Source organism: Mucilaginibacter terrae (assembly GCF_031951985.1).
Classification (GTDB): Bacteria; Bacteroidota; Bacteroidia; order Sphingobacteriales; family Sphingobacteriaceae; genus Mucilaginibacter; species Mucilaginibacter terrae_A.
The window spans coordinates 4,407,867-4,425,775 of sequence record NZ_JAVLVU010000001.1 but is presented as its reverse complement, the minus strand read 5'-3'; the positions used below and the strand labels follow the sequence as shown (position 1 = coordinate 4,425,775).

The window sequence follows — 17,909 nt, the reverse complement described above, 5'->3', positions numbered from 1 at the left end:
ACCTTTACTATTGATACATTAAAAACGACATGCAGTTTTCAGACCTTGATCTATCAAAAAGCTACACTTATGCCGATTATTTAAAGTGGCAATTTAACGAGCGTTTGGAGTTAATTAAGGGTAAGATATTTAAGATGAGCCCGGCACCGGGCACTGTACACCAGCGCATTTCAGGCATTGTAAGCAGCGAACTTTATAACTATTTAAAAGGCAAGCCATGCCAGGTATTTGCTGCCCCTTTTGATGTACGCCTATCAAGAACTATTAATGATTCTCAAATAACAACTGTCCTCCAGCCCGATGTAAGTATTATTTGCGATCCATCAAAAATAGATGCCCGTGGTGCAATAGGTGCTCCCGATATTGTGGTGGAAATATTATCTCCCGGCAACAACAAAAAAGAGCTTCAAAACAAATACGAAGTTTATGAAGAGGCTGGTGTGCAGGAGTACTGGATTATTCACCCTAATGAGCGAACTTTTTTAAAATACATGTTGGTGAATGGCAGCTACCAGGCATCAAGGCTACTTACCGGCGGCGATATGGTTACAACCGATATACTACCCGGTTTCAGTCTCGACCTTGAAGAGCTGTTTAAGGATATAGAGGTTTAAAACGGCATATTATACCAGGCTAAGAGCCTATTCAGTGACTTTTTTAATATGATAGTAGCTAATTGCACTATGAGCATTCACGCTATCAGCTAATTATATTAAAAACCCTTGCACGTTTCGCGAAATCTTTCTACATTTGCGTCCCCGTTTTACACGAGGAATTAATTAACAAAACGTATAAAATGCAACAGTACGAAACCGTAATCATTCTAACCCCGTTGTTATCAGACGAGGCTGCTAAAGAGGCAATTGCCAAATTTAGCAAGATCCTTACCGATAACGGAGCCGAAATTGTTCAAGAGGACAATTGGGGTTTGAGAAAATTAGCGTACCCTATTCAGAAAAAATCTACAGGGTACTACCACCTCACCGAATTCCGCGCTCCGGGTGAATTAATCAATAAACTGGAGATCGAATTTAGACGTGATGAGCGTGTTATGCGTTTCCTGACCATTGCTTTAGACAAAAATGCCGTTGCCTACAACGACAAAAAACGTAGCGGTGCTTTTAACAAAAAACCTAAAACAGAGGAGGCAGCAGCTTAATTATGGCAAACGATCAAATTCAATACGTTACCGCTCCTAAAGTGGACGATAACCGCAAAAAATACTGCCGTTTTAAAAAGAATGGTATTAAGTATATTGATTACAAAGACGCTAACTTTTTATTAAAGTTCATTAACGATCAAGGTAAAGTATTACCGCGTCGTTTAACCGGTACTTCATTAAAATTTCAGCGTAAAGTGGCCCAGGCTGTTAAACGTGCCCGTCACATTGGTTTATTACCTTACGTAACTGACTCGTTAAAATAAAGGAGGATTAACAAAATGGACATTATTTTAAAACAAGACGTTAAAAACCTCGGCGAGAAAGACGATGTGGTTAAAGTAAAAGCCGGTTACGGCCGTAACTTTTTAATCCCTAAAGGTTTTGGTATCCTGGCTACCGTATCGGCACGCAAAGTTTTAGCTGAAAACTTGAAACAAGCTCAGTTTAAACAAGACAAGATCCGTAAGGATGCAGATCAGGTTGCTGCCCGTTTAGAAGGTGTTAAATTAACCATCGGTGCTAAAGCTGGCGAAAGCGGCAAAATCTTCGGTGCTGTTAACACTATTCAGGTTGCTGATGCTTTGAAAAACCAAGGATTTGAAGTTGACCGTCGTCGCATCACTTTCAACGAAGACCCTAAATTTGTTGGTGAATACACCGCAACCTTAAACCTTCACAAAGAGGTTAAAGTACAGGTTCCGTTTGAAGTTGTAGCTGAGTAAGACCTCACCCCTTCCCTCTCCAAAGGAGAGGGAAGGGGTGAAATATAAACAAAGCCCTTTCCTGTTGGAGAGGGCTTTGTTATTTTAGAGGCATTTTTAAATCACATTTATTTAAAAGCCCTCTCCTTTGGAGAGGGTTGGGAGAGGTATGGTACTCAAAGGCATAAAAAAACTCATTTGGCGTTTTGTACGCATATTCGTACTTGCATTTATAGGCATTACCATACTTTGGGTACTGTTTTACAAGTTTGTGAACCCACCTGTTACCTGGCTCATGATTAGCCGGGGCTTTGAGCGTAAGGCCGCTGGCAAGCCGTGGAAAATTGACAAAACATGGAAAGATTTTGACGAGATTTCCATCAACATGAAAAAGGCTGCCCTTGCCGGCGAAGACCAGGCCTTTTTAGAACATAACGGTTTCGACTTTAAAGCCATTGAGCGCGCCATTAAAAAAAATGCCCATAGCAAAAAGGTAATTGGCGGCAGCACCATATCGCAGCAAACAGCCAAAAACGTTTTCTTGTGGCAAGGCCGCTCGTGGTTGCGTAAGGGGTCTGAGGCTTATTTTACGATGCTTATTGAACTTTTTTGGAGCAAGCAGCGCATTATGGAGGTATATCTCAATGTAATTGAAATGGGCGATGGCATTTACGGTGCCGAAGCAGCCGCACAAGCCTACTTTCATAAACCAGCCGCCAACCTTACCCGTCGCGAAGCTGCCGCTATTGCATCAATTTTCCCCAGCCCGTTAAAGCGTTCAGCCACTAATCCTACCCGGTTTTTAAGGCACAGAAGGTATTTGATTATGCAGAATATGAAAAGGTTGGGGCCTTTGGATTTTTAGAAACGCCACATACATCAACTTATAGACACAACACTTGTGTCTGTTTTTATTTTACATCCACACTCCCACCATTCACCGCCAAAAACCTACCATTCGCCGAAAAGTGCTTCGTAAAATTACAGCGCCATAGTACTTTTACATCATGGCAAAACAACCTATTATCACTGTTAACGATCTGGTAAAACAGTATGCCGATTTTACCGCAGTAAAAGGTATTAGCTTTGAGGTATACGAGGGCGAAATTTTTGGCTTGCTTGGCCCTAACGGAGCAGGCAAAACCACTACCCTCGAAATTATCGAAACCCTCCGCACCAAAACCTCGGGCGAGGTTACGGTTGATGGTTTCTCGATAGATACACAGGCCAACCAGATTAAACAGCGTATAGGTGTACAGTTACAGGCTGCCGGTTATTACCCGGGCCTAAATCTTATCGAGCTGCTCAATTTGTTTTCGGGTCTGTACGGTGTACGTATTAACCCCATGGACATGCTCGCCAAGGTGGCGCTAACTGATAAAGCCAAAGCTCAATATAAAACCTTGTCGGGCGGACAAAAACAGCGTTTTTCGATCGCCACAACCTTAATCAACAATCCTCGCATCGTCTTTTTAGACGAGCCCACAACCGGACTGGACCCACAGGCACGCCGCAACCTTTGGGAACTGATACGCGAGATAAGAAATGCGGGAAGCACCGTGGTTATTACCACTCATTATATGGACGAAGCCGAAGAACTATGCGACCGCGTTGCCTTTGTAGATGGCGGTCGCATAGTGGGCATTAACAGTCCCGACAGTTTTATTGACGAACTGGTATCCGCCGGGTTTGAGCGCAAAAAACAGGTTAAGCAAGCCAACCTTGAGGATGTGTTTATTAACCTTACGGGGAAGGAATGGCGGGAATAGAACCCCTCCCAACCCTCCCCCAAAGGGGAGGGCTTTAAGAACCTATCAATCATATATAATTTACTCAATCACAATTTAAAAGCCCCCTCTCCCTTGGAGAGGGCTGGGGAGAGGTATCATGACCACTTACAACAACACCCGCGCAACTCTTGCCATAACTAAAGCCAGTTTACGTTCCATATTCCGCAGCCCGTCGGCTGTGGTGTTCAGCTTGCTGTTTCCGTTAATATTCATCGTTATATTTGCCAATATTGGCGGTGGCGCTGTATCAGTTGATGTGGGTTTGGCTAAAAATTCAGATACACTGAATCCGGTTTACCAGATACTGAAAAACTACAAAGTAATAAACCTGTCAAAAAAGCTGAGTCAGGCCGATTTAGATAAAAACCTGTCGAAAGGTAGCTTAGATGCCGTAATCAACATACAAAAGCACCAGGGCTTACCGGCCTACACCATTGATGTAACGTACACCGCGGCATCGCAGGAAAAAGGCAACATGTTGAGATCTATGCTTAAAAGTCTGTTATACCAGTTTAACACCCAGGCTATGCCCAACAACCAACCCAAAGTTGCCAGCATGACCGAAACCACCATTAAAGGCCGCGAGTATAAGTACATCGACTTTATACTGCCTGGTCAGTTAGGTTTCTCATTGCTCAACATTGGTGTATTTGGCACATCTTTCGTATTCCTGAGCTTGCGCCAAACTTTGGTAATCAAGCGTTTTTTTGCCACACCTGTAAAGCGTTACAGTATCATTACGGGCGAAATGCTGGCCCGGGTAAGCTTTGCCTTGTTAGGCTCCATCATTATTATCAGCATAGGTCATTACGCTTTTGGTTTTACGCTGATACATGGCGCAGTAACGGTTTTAAACATGCTGCTGCTATCATTTGTAGGCTTGATAATTTTCATGGGCTTTGGTTTCATCATATCGGGCATTGCTAAAAACGAAACGAGTATACCGCCGCTATCAAATATTATCACGCTGCCACAGTTCCTGCTTTCGGGTACGTTTTTCTCTACCAATGCTTTTCCGTCGTGGTTGCAACCTATCAGCAATGCATTGCCCCTCACCCACCTTAACAACGCCATGCGTAAGGTTGCTTTTGAAGGAGCCGGTTTGGGAGATGTAACCCATCAATTGTTAATACTTTTAGTTTGGGGCATTGGCATTTATGCAGTAGCCATAAAAACCTTTATATGGGAATAATATTTGTTAACATTAATTTTATATATAGTATATATTTGCGCCTTTGTTAACCATTTCTTAACAAAGGCGTTTTTTATGTCTCGTAGGTTACTCGTTATAGTTTTACTTATTACTTTATTTAAAACTGCTCATGCACAATACAATGGCTTAGGCGGATGGAATGTACTTACCGTTAATTTGCCCGGCAGCATGGAGCATAGATGGGGCGGATACATGGAAGCTCAAAACCGTAATTACGGCGTTACCAACACCTTTTACTATTATGAAGTTAAAGGCGGTGTAAGCTATAATCTCGATAAAAATAATGCAGCTCTACTGGGCATTGGCCGCTATGTAACTTACGATTTTGAAGATATAGATGATGGCCCGCAATTAGAGGAGTTTAGGTTTTGGCAGCAATTTACTTCAAACCAATATTTAGGCAGGGTACGTTTTGAGCACAGGTACCGTATTGAACAGCGTTGGTTTAATACAGGTTATCGTAACCGTTTCAGGTACCGCTTTAGCACTATCACTCCTATTAATAAACCTAAAGTTGAGCCAGGAGCCTTATACGGTATTGTTTATGCTGAACTCTTTTTCAACAATAAGCAACCCCATTTTGAGCGGAGCCGTTTTGCCGGACTTTTAGGCTACCAGATAACCAAACCCTTTGGCATTACGGCCGGTATTTTGCACCAGTTTAACAGCTCCACCAGTAGCAACCGCAAGTATTACCTTCACCTTAACGCCATTTATAACATCCAGCGTAAATCATCAAAATAACACGCACTTCTCTGCGCTAATTTAAATAGAAATCATGCTGCGTTTTGTTTAAATTAAGTTATTGTAAACAAAACACTAAGTATTCACATTTACTTTTTGAATGTCATATTTTTGCGCTTATCTTAGCGCGCAATTAATTGTATAACCATACATTACCAAAACTTGATAGCAAATGAGCTTAATAATTGATGTACATGCCCGCCAGATTCTGGATTCGCGCGGTAACCCTACAGTTGAAGTAGAAGTATTAACCGAAAACGGTGCTTTAGGCCGTGCGGCTGTTCCGTCTGGAGCTTCAACAGGTGCCCACGAAGCCGTTGAACTACGCGATAACGATAAAAGCAAATACATGGGTAAAGGCGTTTTACAAGCCGTTGCCAACGTAAACGATATTATTGCCAAAGAATTAGTTGGTGTTGATGTTTTTGAGCAAAACACCATCGATCAGTTAATGATCGACCTTGATGGCACTCACAACAAAGGCAAATTAGGTGCTAACGCTATTTTAGGTGTATCATTAGCTGTGGCTAAAGCTGCTGCACAAGAGAGCCGTCAGCCCCTGTACCGTTACATTGGCGGTGTAAACGCTAACACCCTGCCAATCCCGATGATGAACATCGTTAACGGTGGTTCGCACTCTGATGCTCCTATTGCTTTCCAGGAATTTATGATCATGCCTACCGGCGCACCTTCATTCTCTGAAGCTTTGCGTTGGGGTGCTGAGGTATTTCATACCTTGAAAAAAATCCTTCATGACCGTGGCCTGTCAACTGCTGTGGGCGACGAAGGTGGTTTTGCACCAACCTTTGGCGGTACCGAAGATGGCGTTGAAACCATTTTACAAGCCATTGAAAAAGCAGGTTACAAACCAGGTATTGAAATTAGCTTAGCATTTGATTGTGCTGCATCTGAATTTTATGTAAACGGCAAATACGATTACACTAAGTTTGAAGGCGAAAAAGGCGCTATCCGCACCAGCGAAGAGCAAGCCCAATACTTAGCCGACTTAGCTGCCAAATACCCTATCATTTCAATTGAAGACGGCATGGCCGAAGACGATTGGGATGGCTGGAAAATTTTAACCGACAAAATTGGCGATAAAGTACAATTAGTAGGCGATGATTTATTTGTAACCAACGTAACCCGCTTACAACAAGGTATTGATCAGCATATTGGTAACTCTATCCTGGTTAAGGTAAACCAAATTGGTTCGTTAACCGAAACCATCAACGCGGTATCATTAGCACAAACCAGTGGTTACACATCGGTAATGAGCCACCGCTCGGGCGAAACTGAAGATGCTACCATTGCTGATTTAGCCGTTGCTTTAAACTGTGGTCAAATTAAAACCGGTTCAGCTTCACGTTCAGACCGGATAGCAAAATACAACCAACTCCTGCGTATTGAAGAAGAATTAGGCGCCAACGCTAAATTCATCGGTAAAAACTTTAAATACGCTAAGAAGTAGTTATTAGTTATTGAGTTGAATGGTTGATTAAGTCAATCGTTCATATACAACAAAAGCCACTCAAATGAGTGGCTTTTGTTGTATATGAGATTTATGTCTGATAGCTCGTGCTAAAATCAGGCTCAGGCTATGTGCTTCTCAACAATAGCAAACAAATCTGTCAAATCAAACGGCTTCTTTAAATAACCATCGGCCATGCCGGCTTCGCTAACTTCCTTAATATTACTCACTGCCGAAACTATTACCACCGGAATATGGCTGGTAGCCGGATGGCTTTTCAGCTCTTTGCTTAATTGCTGACCGTTGGCATCACTTTTCCAATCGGTAAGCCAGTTGTCCAGCAAAATCAAATCGGGCTTCATTTCCGTTACTGTCTTTAATATTTTAGCATCTTCTGAGGCAATAACCTCATAGTCATGCTCTCTCAAAGCATATATAATAGTGTCTCTTATATCTTTATCATCTTCTATAAGCAGTACTTTCTTAGCCATGGTATGTAAACGGATATGGTATCAAATAAATTCGGCAAGTATTAAAGGCAAAAAACCACAAATACACGCTCACGCATTAATAATAGGCACAAACGTTTTTTTGTTTGAGCCGATGAAAATATTTTGAAAATTTTTTAAACTGATAGTTTATACCAGTCTTTCCAGCACTTTGATTTGCGGTTGAGCCGCCAGTAAAACCGGGGCAACACGTCCAAAATGTTTATAATGAGGCGCCTCGCGATGCTTTGCCAAAGCTTGCTCACTCTGCCATTCTTCAATAATAATATAGTGGCAGGTTTCGTGCTGGTATTGATATAATTCGTACTTAATGCAACCTTCATCAAGCAATGAAGTTTCTACAAGCTTTTTAAGCTCCATTTCAAACGCCTCTTCTGCATCGGCATTACAATGCAAAAGGGCAACAACTTTGGTACCCATAATTGGCAGTATTATACCTGTATAACCACCGGGTGTATTAAAATGTTCGGGGGTTACCCGAATGAATTTCAGGGTAGTTGATAACACGACCGGCACCGTGGTTCGTAGCTTTCTTTTTCTCCTAATAATACACGGCTATCGCTTGATACCAGGCGGTACGAGTACAGGGCGGGGTTGCCACATTGTACGCAAACAGCATGCACCTTGGTAACCGATTCGGCCATGGCCATAATAGCTGGCATAGGGCCAAAGGGTTTGCCTTTGTAATCCATATCCAAGCCGGCTACTATTACGCGCACTCCCCTGTTGGCTAACGCATTGCACACATTAGGTAGTTCATCATCAAAAAACTGGGCCTCATCAATACCTACTACCTGAACATTGCTGCCCAGCAGTAATATGGCCGATGAACTTTCGACCGGTGAGCAAGGAATACTGGTTTGGTTGTGCGATACCACTTCATCTTCGGCATAACGGGTATCGGTGTTGGGCTTAAATATTTCCACGTTCAAACGGGCAATCTGGGCGCGGCGTAAACGGCGTATCAGCTCTTCGGTTTTACCCGAAAACATTGATCCGCATACCACTTCAACACTACCGCCATGCTCATTCTTCCTTCTAAAAACATCTTCGCTAAACAACATTCCAAAACTTTTACAGCGGGCTAATATCAGAATTATATCTTACTTTTGAATGGCTACATTTTCAACACCGTCTTACATGAAACAACAGGAAATATTAAAAAAGATAGGCAATATCCTCAAAGAACTGAACGAGCAATACGAATATTTACAGTCTGTAGAGACCAATATAAACGACCTCGAACTGGAACTTTTTGCGGCCAATGCCAAATTCCTGACCGACCATAACGAGATACTGCGTAAGATAAACGCCCAGCAACAAAACATTATACCTGCCCTGCCCGAACATCACGAGCCGGATGACGTTTATGTTGATGATGCCACCCAACAAACTGGTATAGAAGAAACAATACTACCGCCATTAGCCGAAAGTGCTTTAACTTACCAAACCGATATAACGGCCGAAACCGAACAACAAGAAACTGAAAGCGAAGAATACCAGGAACAACAGCAATTTAGCTATGAAGAACCTGTAGCCGAAGTTGAACAACCACAATTATTTAGTTACGAAGAACCGGCCACACACACGCCAGAACAAGAGTATACCCCGGAAGTTGAGCATCCAAAATACGAAGAACCTGCACAACCGGATTATACCCCATATACAGAGCCAGAGCAACTTGTTAACGAAGAACCTGTTCAACCGGTATTTACCCAATACAGCGAGCCCGAACCGGAGCAGCACCACGAGCATAACATTAACATTGAACCTGCTCATGAGCACGATAGCTTCGACTTTACTCGCCATGAGCCACAGGTAAGCGAAGAACAACATACTTTTGAATTGCAAAGTAGCTATACCGAAGAAGAAGCCCCTGCTCCACCGCATGTTGACCTTACCCCTGCCGAACCCGAAGAACAAGTTACCGCAACACGGGATGAACACCCCCAACATGAGCCGGAAACTTATGAATCGATTTTGGCAAAATATGGCCAACCTTTAAATACAACACCGCCCGAGCACGTTGCAGCCGAACCGGAATCAACTGAAACCTTTGCAGAACGCGAAGTGATTACCCCGGCAGAAGAGGAAAAGCCGGTATTTACCCACGAAACGTACCAGCCACCGGTAGAAGAGCCTAAAACCATCCAAACTTATACGCCGCCCGTTGAACCCGAAGCACCAAAACTGGAGCCCGAGCAACCGCTGTCATTACATGAGCGCCTGGCAGCGCAGTTACGCGGCGAATCGGCACCTGTTGCTCAACCACAACACCATCAGCAGCAGTCACCGGTTACCGATATTAAAGCGGCCATTAACATGAACGATAGATTACTGTTTGTTAAAGACTTATTTAATGGTTACGGCATGGCCTACAACGAAGCTATTGAGCTACTCAACCGCTACCGCAGCTTTGACGAGGCCGATAAGTTTTTAAAAATGAACTACGTGCTCAAAAACCATTGGGAAGAAAAACCCGCCACGGTTGATAAGTTTTATGCTGTGCTACGCAGAAGATTTCCAAATTAATAATTAAACCTTTTATAAATACATCTGTCTAATAAGCATTTACAACTCTGAGTATATTTTTAATTTAATCCTATTATCACGTATGAAAAACTTCAGTTTTGGCAAATTATGCTTGTTAGGTATTGTCGTAATCAATTTATCAAATGTGCGTACAGCAAATGCACAAATGAAATTTATGAATACAGGAATTATATTACCTACGTTTAATCCTCAGCCTGTTAACAATTATATTTACAATGATGTTGATGGCAATCCGTTTTTATTTGATGATTGGCAAGCGGCAGATTTAGAAACCAGTGACGGTACAAAATATGAAAATGTTAAAATAAAGTATGATATTTTAACTGATAAGGTTTTGGCCGAAAAAGCGTCGGATTATAGCTTAATTTATTTTAAAAGCCTGAATAGTTTAAACTTCATTAGCTCAGATGGAAAACGGTTTAAAAGCGGGTATCCTTCTGTAAAAAATTATGATTTAAATACTTTATATCAGGTTTTAGTTGAAGGTAAAACAACTTTACTAAAAAAGCTATCCAAAGAATTGGTTGTTAGCAAGCCGTATTCATCGGCAGTAGTTGAAAAAAAGATAGTTGATAATAACACCTACTATTTATATATAGATAACAAAATGGTTCTCTTGAAAAAATCAGATGATAATATATTGAGCCTGTTATCTAATAACACTATTGCTATGAAAACCTATTTTAAAACCCATAAGCCCAATTTAAAGCAAGATGCCGACTTGCAAAAAGTTATCACTTACTATAACAGTTTATAACAAATTTATATTTCCCCTATAAAAAGCCCTGCTCATCATAAGTGATGGCAGGGCTTTGATTTTATTTATTTAAATACCCGTCCAAACTTGTACTAATAATATACTCCCATCCGGATGCAAAGTTGCTGGCAGCAAAATCTTTATTGCCGGGGTCAAAGGTATCTAACCCTATATGGGTCAACTTTAATCGGGTTTGCTTCCCTTCGGCAAATAGCTCAAAAACCACCTCCGATTCGCCCGGATACCCCTCATAGCTCCAGGTATAACTCAGCCGCTCATTTTCTATAGCACAGGTTACTCGGCACAGGTGCTTGTATTGTATGCCATCTTCGTGGCCTCCAAAAAAGCTGAAGGTATATCCCACTTCGGGTGTAAATCCGGGCAGGTCAAAATACCATTTCTTCATTTCATAGGCATTGGTTATGGCATACCATACCTTACTTGCCGGGGCGTTAAAAACCCGCTCAATTACATAGGGTGCATTCATTGGTTATTGGTTTTATGTTGTTGATTTAGTAAGATTTCGAGGTTGTTCAGTTTCTCGTTCCAGAATTTATCAAAGAAGGCAAACCAGTTGGTTACCTCGGTAAACCCTTGTTGGTTAAGCGAGCAGTAACGCTCCCGCCCCGAATCGGTAATTTTTACCAGGCCCGATTCGTGCAGTACTTTAATATGTTTAGATACGGCTGGTCGGCTCATTTCAAACTTACCTGCCAGCGCGTTTACCGGCAAAGCCTGCGTAGCCAGCATAATGAGTATGGCGCGCCGTGTTGGGTCTGCTATGGCCTGAAATACGTCCAATTTATTTTTGCTCATTTGCGTAGCCCTCCAATAAACGGTAAAACCTTTTGCCCAATATTTTTTGCCAGCCTTTTTCCATCATAAAGCTCGCGAGGTAATTTTTCATTCCCTTAAAGCCCCGGTGTTCGAGTTTAAGCAACGTGCCCTCATCATGTGGTGTGAGCGTCCATATCAATACCGTTTCCATATTAATAACGCCCGGCTTAGGCCCGGCTTTCCAGTCAAACACCAGTTTTTGCTGGGGGATTATTTCCAGCACTTCGCTGTATACAATGCCATCCCACCCTACTGCGGGCATGGGTTTGTTAATAAAGTTGAACCGGTGACCAACCTCGGCCTTAAAATCGTTTTTCATAAACCACTGGCTCAGCAATTCGGGTACGGTAAGATATTGCCAAACCAATCCGGGCGGATGTGGGTAATACCAACTGATGATAATGTCGCGCTCCATAAATAAGTAACCTTTTGGTTACGCAATAATAAGTCACTTATGGGTTACATGAAAATTTACTTTCAGTTATATTTACATCCTACCGCAGTTTGCGTTAGCGATAGTAAGTAGCGGAAAGCCCGGAACGTAGCGATAGCGAAGTGAGGACTTATAGCGGATAGCGCGGGCCGGAGGCAACGCCCAAGTGTTAGTTATTAAGTTATTGATTGGTTAAGTAGTTGCGCTCAATCCTTTCAACTTGTAACATACCCTATCCACATGGTGAGCTATCGAAACAAGTAGCATAAAAATTCCAGCAATTCCTCCTTAAAAGGTTCGGTACAAAAAGCCTGTGATAAAGTCTACCTGTTTTCAAATTAAAAAAAACGATTCTACAAAACTAAATTCTGTTAATATTCAATTTATGAAATTTTATTTGCATCGCCATCAATACATTTCAATGTCATTTACAAAAAATTTAAATAAAATCCCTACTACTTCTATATACTTTATATATATTTGAAATAATAATGAAAGCCTCTAACACCAACATTGTTTATTTTATGTGTATTTGCTGCTGTAATACAGCAACATGAAAAGGCTTTTATAGAACCGTTTTTAAGTGATTAATCTATACAAAGCCTCTTCGGGTAACAACTGAAAGAGGCTTTTTTGAATACTGTTAAACATGCAAAGTTTCAGGACTGAACTGGAGAACCCGGTAGTAGAGAAAGATATTATTGACCTTGAGCGCAAGATCAAGGCTTTTCGCGAGGGTAAAATACACGACGAAAAGTTTAGAAGCCTGCGCCTGGCGCGCGGGGTATACGGGCAGCGTCAACCTGGTGTGCAAATGGTACGTATTAAATTGCCGTTTGGCAAGGTTACTTTTAAGCAACTGCTGCGCATTGCCGATATTGCCGACGAGTACGGCAGCGGCAACCTGCACTTAACCACCCGTCAGGACATACAAATACACTACGTTAGTCTCGACCGTACCCCCGAGCTTTGGGCAAAACTGGAGCAAGACGATATTACCCTGCGCGAAGCCTGCGGTAACACCGTGCGCAACGTAACGGCTTCGCCCGCTTCGGGTATAGACCCGCAGGAACCGTTTGATGTGTCGCCCTACGCTCATGCTGTATTTGAATACTTTTTACGCAACCCTATCTGTCAGGAAATGGGTCGTAAGTTTAAAATATCATTTTCATCAAGCGAGGCCGATACAGGTTTTAGCTATATACACGATCTGGGCTTTATTCCTAAATTACAGGGTGAAGAACGCGGCTTTAAAGTAATGATGGGCGGCGGCTTAGGCGCTCAACCTTCATTGGCACATATTGTAAAAGAGTTTTTGCCTGAGGATGAACTGATACCCTACACCGAAGCAGTTATACGCGTGTTTGACCGTTATGGTGAGCGCAACAACCGTAACAAGGCGCGTTTAAAATTTTTAGTTGCCAAAATTGGCATTGATGAGGTGCTGCGTTTAGCCGAACTGGAAAAAACTGCCAACAAGGTAAAAACCTTCAAAATTAACCGCGATGCCGTACCTCAACCCGAGGCGCCCGAAGCTGTTAGCAATATTGACGTAACCATTGATAATCCGTTAAAATACGAGCAATGGTTAGCCACTAACGTTTTTGAACAAAAGCAAACCGGGTTTTATGGTGTGTATGTTAAAGTGCCTGTAGGCGATATTCATACCCCCGAAGCCCGTAAATTTGTTGCCGGCATTCGTGGTTTGGTAGCCGATGAAATTCGGGTTACCCAAAACCAAGGCTTATTATTAAAATATGCCCGCAATGAATCATTACCAGCCCTGTTCAATGCCTTAAATGCTTTGCAACTGGCCGAACCGGGTTTTGACAGCGTGGCCGATGTTACCACCTGCCCGGGTACCGATACCTGTAACTTGGGTATCTCCAATAGCATGACACTTTCAAAAGTATTGGAAGACGTTATTTACAACGAATACGAAGACCTGATTTATAATCGCGACATCAAAATAAAGATAAGCGGATGCATGAACTCCTGCGGTCAGCATGGGTTAGCACATATTGGTTTCCACGGTAGCTCTTTAAAGGCTGATAAACGCGTACTGCCATCGGTACAGGTACTATTAGGCGGCGGAACCGTTGGCGATGGTATTGGTCGCGCAGCCGATAAAGTAATTAAAGTGCCGGCTAAACGCGCTACCGATGTTTTACGTTCGGTTTTGAATGATTACAAAGCCAACGCCGTTAGCGAGGAAACTTTTCATAACTACTACGACAGCAAGGGTAAAGACTACTTTTACCAGTTACTGAAACCACTGGCCGATTTAACCACCCTTACCGAAGAGGAGTTTGTGGACTGGGGGCACGAAGAAACCTTTGCCACTGCCATTGGCGTGGGCGAATGTGCCGGCGTAATGGTAGATTTGGTAGCAACCCTTTTGTTTGAAGCCGAGGAAAAGCTGGGCTGGGGCAAAGATGCCTACGCCGAAAGCCGTTGGGCCGATGCTATTTATCATAGCTACAACACTTTTTTAAGCTCGGCTAAAGCCCTGCTTTTAGATAAAGCCGTTAATTGCAGCACCCAGGCAACTGTTATAAAAGAATTTGATGCACACTTTGTTGATACCGGCCTGGTAAAACTACCTGTATCATTTAATGATTTGGTGTTGCAAATTAACCAGAATGAACCCTCAGAAGCATTTGCTTCAGCTTACCAAAAAAGTGCCGAAGAATTTTTAACCGAGATGAAAGCGAACAGAGAGGCGCTCAAAGTATCATGATTATTACTACCACCGAAAATAAACAAGCTGTAAAAGAACCTAAGATCACTTTAGTTGGTGCTGGCCCGGGTGATGCCGAACTGATTACCATTAAAGGTATGAAAGCCTTGCAAACTGCCGATGTGGTTTTGTACGATGCTTTGGCAAACGAAGAACTGTTGAGCTTTGCTCCTGAAACTGCACATAAGGTATATGTAGGTAAGCGTTCGGGCGATCATTCATACTCACAGGATGCGGTTAATAAACTGATGATAGATTATGCCATTAACTACGGCCACGTGGTACGCTTGAAAGGCGGCGATCCGTTTGTGTTTGGCCGTGGTTATGAGGAGTTGGATTTTGCCGCTTCTTATAGTATTCCAACCGTGGTTATTCCGGGCATATCAAGTTCAATTGGCGTACCCGGCTTGCAGCAAATACCGGTAACCCACCGCGGTTTGAGCGAAAGTTTTTGGGTAGTAACGGCAACTACTGCTAACCAGGAAATATCAAAAGACCTGTACGATGCTGCTCATAGCAAGGCCACCGTAATAGTTTTAATGGGCTTACACAAACTGGCCGAAATTGCCGAGATATTTAAAGCAGAAGGCAAGCAACGCTTACCGGTAGCTTTAATTCAAAGTGGTTCCACCGCTAATGAAAAAGTGGTGATAGGCATTGTAGATACCATTGTTGAACTGGCAGAAGAAAATAAAGTTAAGGCTCCGGCTATGATGGTATTTGGCGATGTGGTTTCCCTGCATCCAAAGTTTCAACCTATTCGCGAATTTTATGAGCTCGTTGGCCAGGAATAACGATATAGCCCCTTTGGCAGCTACAGAAACCGGGCGGGGCAACCAGCTTTTTCCCGTTTTTTTGAAGCTGAACCATTTGCACACCGTGCTTATTGGCGCAGGTAATGTAGGTTTAGAAAAGCTGACGGCCTTGCTCAATAATAGTCCGTTGGCTAAGGTAACCATTGTGGCCGAAACGGTATTGCCCGAACTTATTGATTTTGCATCGAAATATCCGCAGGTAACCATCAACCAAAAAAGTTTTGAGGCCGATGATTTGAATGAGGCGCAAGTAGTGGTTGCTGCCACAGCTGATAATGTGTTGAACGAGCAAATTCGCAAGGCCGCGCATGAACGCAAACTACTCATTAACGTGGCCGATAAGCCCGAATTTTGCGATTTCTACTTAGGTTCCATCGTTAAAAAAGGCGATTTAAAAGTGGCTATATCAACTAACGGCAAATCGCCTACGGTAGCTAAACGCCTTAAAGAGGTTTTGAACGAAGCCCTGCCTGCCGAACTTGATACTACGCTACAGCAAATGAGCGCTTTACGTAACACGCTCAGTGGCGATTTTACCAGCAAGGTAATTGCGCTTAACAAAGCTACTGCCTCATTGGTTGAATCTAAGCCAGTTAAAAAGAAAAACTTTAAATGGCTCATATGGCTTACCATCGTGGTATCATTAGGTATTGCCGTAACTGCACTTTGGTTTAACGAGCCCGGGTTTCAAGCTTATGTAGCGGGCATTGACCATGTGTTTTATTATTTCCTGGCAGCAGGTTTTGTGTTTGCTATGGTTGATGGAGCCATCGGTATGTCGTATGGGGTAACCTCTACAGCATTCTCATTATCTATGGGCATAAGTCCGGCATCGGCAAGTATGGCGGTGCATTTATCGGAAATTATGAGCAACGGCATTGCCGGCTGGATGCACTACCGCATGGGCAACGTAAACTGGAAGTTGTTTAAGCTACTCATCATTCCGGGCATATTAGGCGCTTTAACGGGTGCCTATCTGGTGTCGTCGTTAGAGCATTACAGCATGTATACCAAGCCTCTGGTGTCGGTATACACGTTAATACTTGGTTCGGTAATTTTATCCAAAGCATTCAAGGCCGGTAAACGTAAAGCCGGCGATAAGAAGATTAAACGCATATCACTACTGGGCTTAGGCGGTGGTTTTATTGATGCCGTTGGCGGTGGCGGCTGGGGCTCTATCGTGCTTTCATCGTTAATTGCAGGTGGCCGTCACCCACGTTTTTCATTAGGAACCGTTAAATTAACTCGTTTTTTTATAGCGATGATAGGGTCACTAACGTTCCTTATCATGCTTAATAGTGCGCCATGGAGTGCTATTTCCGGGTTAATAATTGGCAGCGCGCTGGCGGCACCTATCGCGGCTCGTATATCAAACCGTATATCGGTTAAGGTAATTATGGTGGCCGTAGGCATTATTGTTATATTGGTAAGTCTTAGAAGTATCTATGGCTTCGCTTCAAAAGTTTTGTAGATGAACAGCATCGTTCAACATATAAAAGAACATACATTGGGTTTGTCGCCGGTTGAGGCGCTGGCCTGGCTGGCTGATGCCTTTCCGGGTAAGGTGGTATTTTCAACCAGTTTTGGTTGGGAAGATCAGGTGATCAGTCACATGATATTTGCCAACAACCTGCCCATTAAAGTTTTCACGCTCGAAACCGGCAGGCTGTTCCCCGAAACTTATTACGTGTGGAACCGTACTATGGAAATGTACGAAAAACCTATCCATGCTTACTATCCGCAGCATGAGGCGCTCGAACAAATGGTAAATGCAAAAGGCCCCAGCAGCTTTTACGAATCGGTAGAGAACCGCAAGGAATGCTGTGGCATACGCAAAATTGAGCCATTAAAACGCGCTTTGGCCGGCAGCCAGTGCTGGATAACCGGCATACGCGCCGAACAATCGGCTAACCGCCTTGACATGGACAATGTGGAATGGGATGAAGGGAACCAACTGGCTAAGTTCCACCCTATTTTTGACTGGACGCTGGACGAAGTAAAATCCTACATTAAGAATAATAACATACCCCCTACAATACCCTGCACGACCGTGGTTTCCCGAGCATTGGCTGTGCCCCCTGCACGCGCGCCGTACAACCGGGCGAAGATTTCAGGGCCGGCCGCTGGTGGTGGGAAGACCAATCGAAAAAAGAATGTGGTTTGCATGCAGTGAGTAAATAATTTTGT

At 43.1% G+C, this 17,909-nt stretch carries 20 protein-coding genes and 1 pseudogene; 15 read left to right on the top strand and 6 right to left on the bottom strand.

The window, feature by feature from the left end:
• Window positions 1-29: 29 nt before the first annotated feature.
• The 9 genes from QE417_RS18980 to eno all read left to right on the top strand — a co-directional run bounded on the left by QE417_RS18980 (window position 30) and on the right by eno (window position 7,078).
• A complete protein-coding gene (locus QE417_RS18980) occupies window positions 30-614 on the top strand; it encodes a Uma2 family endonuclease (protein WP_311952369.1) in 585 nt (194 codons plus the stop codon).
• Between the two features lie 182 nt (window positions 615-796).
• The gene (gene rpsF, locus QE417_RS18975) at window positions 797-1,159 is read left to right on the top strand and encodes a 30S ribosomal protein S6 (RefSeq protein ID WP_311952367.1); all 363 of its coding nucleotides are present in this window, start codon (window positions 797-799) and stop codon (window positions 1,157-1,159) included.
• A 2-nt stretch (window positions 1,160-1,161) separates the two neighbouring features.
• Complete coding sequence (rpsR, locus tag QE417_RS18970) at window positions 1,162-1,425, top strand: 30S ribosomal protein S18 (protein ID WP_311952365.1); 264 nt, start codon at window positions 1,162-1,164, stop codon at window positions 1,423-1,425.
• A 15-nt stretch (window positions 1,426-1,440) separates the two neighbouring features.
• Complete coding sequence (gene rplI / locus QE417_RS18965) at window positions 1,441-1,884, top strand: 50S ribosomal protein L9 (RefSeq protein ID WP_311952364.1); 444 nt, start codon at window positions 1,441-1,443, stop codon at window positions 1,882-1,884.
• A 148-nt stretch (window positions 1,885-2,032) separates the two neighbouring features.
• Window positions 2,033-2,728, top strand: a complete 696-nt coding sequence (mtgA, locus tag QE417_RS18960) for a monofunctional biosynthetic peptidoglycan transglycosylase (protein ID WP_311954687.1) — start codon at window positions 2,033-2,035, stop codon at window positions 2,726-2,728.
• A gap of 142 nt (window positions 2,729-2,870) precedes the next feature.
• Window positions 2,871-3,632 carry an ABC transporter ATP-binding protein gene (locus tag QE417_RS18955; RefSeq protein WP_311952361.1) on the top strand — a complete coding sequence of 254 codons (762 nt, stop codon included), beginning with the start codon at window positions 2,871-2,873 and terminating at the stop codon, window positions 3,630-3,632.
• Window positions 3,633-3,750: 118 nt separating this feature from the next.
• On the top strand, window positions 3,751-4,845 hold the full coding sequence (locus QE417_RS18950; RefSeq protein ID WP_311952359.1) for an ABC transporter permease: 1,095 nt from the start codon (window positions 3,751-3,753) through the stop codon (window positions 4,843-4,845).
• Window positions 4,846-4,920: 75 nt separating this feature from the next.
• The gene (locus QE417_RS18945; protein ID WP_311952356.1) at window positions 4,921-5,610 is read left to right on the top strand and encodes a DUF2490 domain-containing protein; all 690 of its coding nucleotides are present in this window, start codon (window positions 4,921-4,923) and stop codon (window positions 5,608-5,610) included.
• 172 nt (window positions 5,611-5,782) lie between these two features.
• Window positions 5,783-7,078 carry a phosphopyruvate hydratase gene (gene eno, locus QE417_RS18940; protein WP_311952355.1) on the top strand — a complete coding sequence of 432 codons (1,296 nt, stop codon included), beginning with the start codon at window positions 5,783-5,785 and terminating at the stop codon, window positions 7,076-7,078.
• A gap of 122 nt (window positions 7,079-7,200) precedes the next feature.
• Here the strand turns inward: eno and QE417_RS18935 are convergent, their stop codons facing one another.
• The 3 genes from QE417_RS18935 to QE417_RS18925 form a co-directional block, all read right to left on the bottom strand.
• Entirely contained in the window at window positions 7,201-7,569 is a 369-nt protein-coding gene (locus QE417_RS18935; RefSeq protein ID WP_311952354.1) for a response regulator, read from the bottom strand.
• A 147-nt stretch (window positions 7,570-7,716) separates the two neighbouring features.
• Window positions 7,717-8,094 carry a putative quinol monooxygenase gene (locus QE417_RS18930; protein ID WP_311952353.1) on the bottom strand — a complete coding sequence of 126 codons (378 nt, stop codon included), beginning with the start codon at window positions 8,092-8,094 and terminating at the stop codon, window positions 7,717-7,719.
• Window positions 8,076-8,651, bottom strand: a complete 576-nt coding sequence (locus tag QE417_RS18925; RefSeq protein ID WP_311952351.1) for a thymidine kinase — start codon at window positions 8,649-8,651, stop codon at window positions 8,076-8,078. The genes QE417_RS18930 and QE417_RS18925 overlap by 19 nt, the downstream gene beginning before the upstream one ends.
• Window positions 8,652-8,700: 49 nt before the next feature.
• Here QE417_RS18925 and QE417_RS18920 point away from each other — a divergent pair, with 49 nt between their 5' ends.
• Together QE417_RS18920 and QE417_RS18915 are read left to right on the top strand one after the other, a co-directional pair.
• Window positions 8,701-10,119, top strand: coding sequence for a hypothetical protein (locus QE417_RS18920; RefSeq protein WP_311952348.1), 1,419 nt, complete (start codon window positions 8,701-8,703; stop codon window positions 10,117-10,119).
• An 82-nt stretch (window positions 10,120-10,201) separates the two neighbouring features.
• Window positions 10,202-10,897, top strand: a complete 696-nt coding sequence (locus QE417_RS18915; protein ID WP_311952347.1) for a hypothetical protein — start codon at window positions 10,202-10,204, stop codon at window positions 10,895-10,897.
• Window positions 10,898-10,958: 61 nt separating this feature from the next.
• Here the strand turns inward: QE417_RS18915 and QE417_RS18910 are convergent, their stop codons facing one another.
• The 3 genes from QE417_RS18910 to QE417_RS18900 are packed head-to-tail and all read right to left on the bottom strand — an operon-like array spanning window position 10,959 to window position 12,149.
• On the bottom strand, window positions 10,959-11,384 hold the full coding sequence (locus tag QE417_RS18910; protein WP_311952346.1) for an SRPBCC family protein: 426 nt from the start codon (window positions 11,382-11,384) through the stop codon (window positions 10,959-10,961).
• Window positions 11,381-11,713, bottom strand: a complete 333-nt coding sequence (locus QE417_RS18905; protein ID WP_311952345.1) for an ArsR/SmtB family transcription factor — start codon at window positions 11,711-11,713, stop codon at window positions 11,381-11,383. Before QE417_RS18905 ends, QE417_RS18910 begins: the two co-directional genes overlap by 4 nt.
• Window positions 11,700-12,149 (bottom strand): SRPBCC family protein, encoded by a 450-nt coding sequence (locus QE417_RS18900; RefSeq protein WP_311952343.1) that lies wholly within the window; start codon window positions 12,147-12,149, stop codon window positions 11,700-11,702. Before QE417_RS18900 ends, QE417_RS18905 begins: the two co-directional genes overlap by 14 nt.
• Before the next feature lie 667 nt (window positions 12,150-12,816).
• Between QE417_RS18900 and QE417_RS18895 the strand changes: the two genes are divergently transcribed.
• The 4 genes and pseudogenes from QE417_RS18895 (at window position 12,817) to QE417_RS18880 (ending at window position 17,903) form a co-directional block, all read left to right on the top strand.
• The gene (locus tag QE417_RS18895; protein WP_311952341.1) at window positions 12,817-14,907 is read left to right on the top strand and encodes a nitrite reductase; all 2,091 of its coding nucleotides are present in this window, start codon (window positions 12,817-12,819) and stop codon (window positions 14,905-14,907) included.
• Entirely contained in the window at window positions 14,904-15,701 is a 798-nt protein-coding gene (gene cobA, locus QE417_RS18890; protein WP_311952338.1) for a uroporphyrinogen-III C-methyltransferase, read from the top strand. Before QE417_RS18895 ends, cobA begins: the two co-directional genes overlap by 4 nt.
• Complete coding sequence (locus QE417_RS18885; protein WP_311952335.1) at window positions 15,679-17,193, top strand: TSUP family transporter; 1,515 nt, start codon at window positions 15,679-15,681, stop codon at window positions 17,191-17,193. Before cobA ends, QE417_RS18885 begins: the two co-directional genes overlap by 23 nt.
• Window positions 17,194-17,903, top strand: a pseudogene (locus QE417_RS18880) (phosphoadenylyl-sulfate reductase).
• Window positions 17,904-17,909 lie beyond the last annotated feature (6 nt).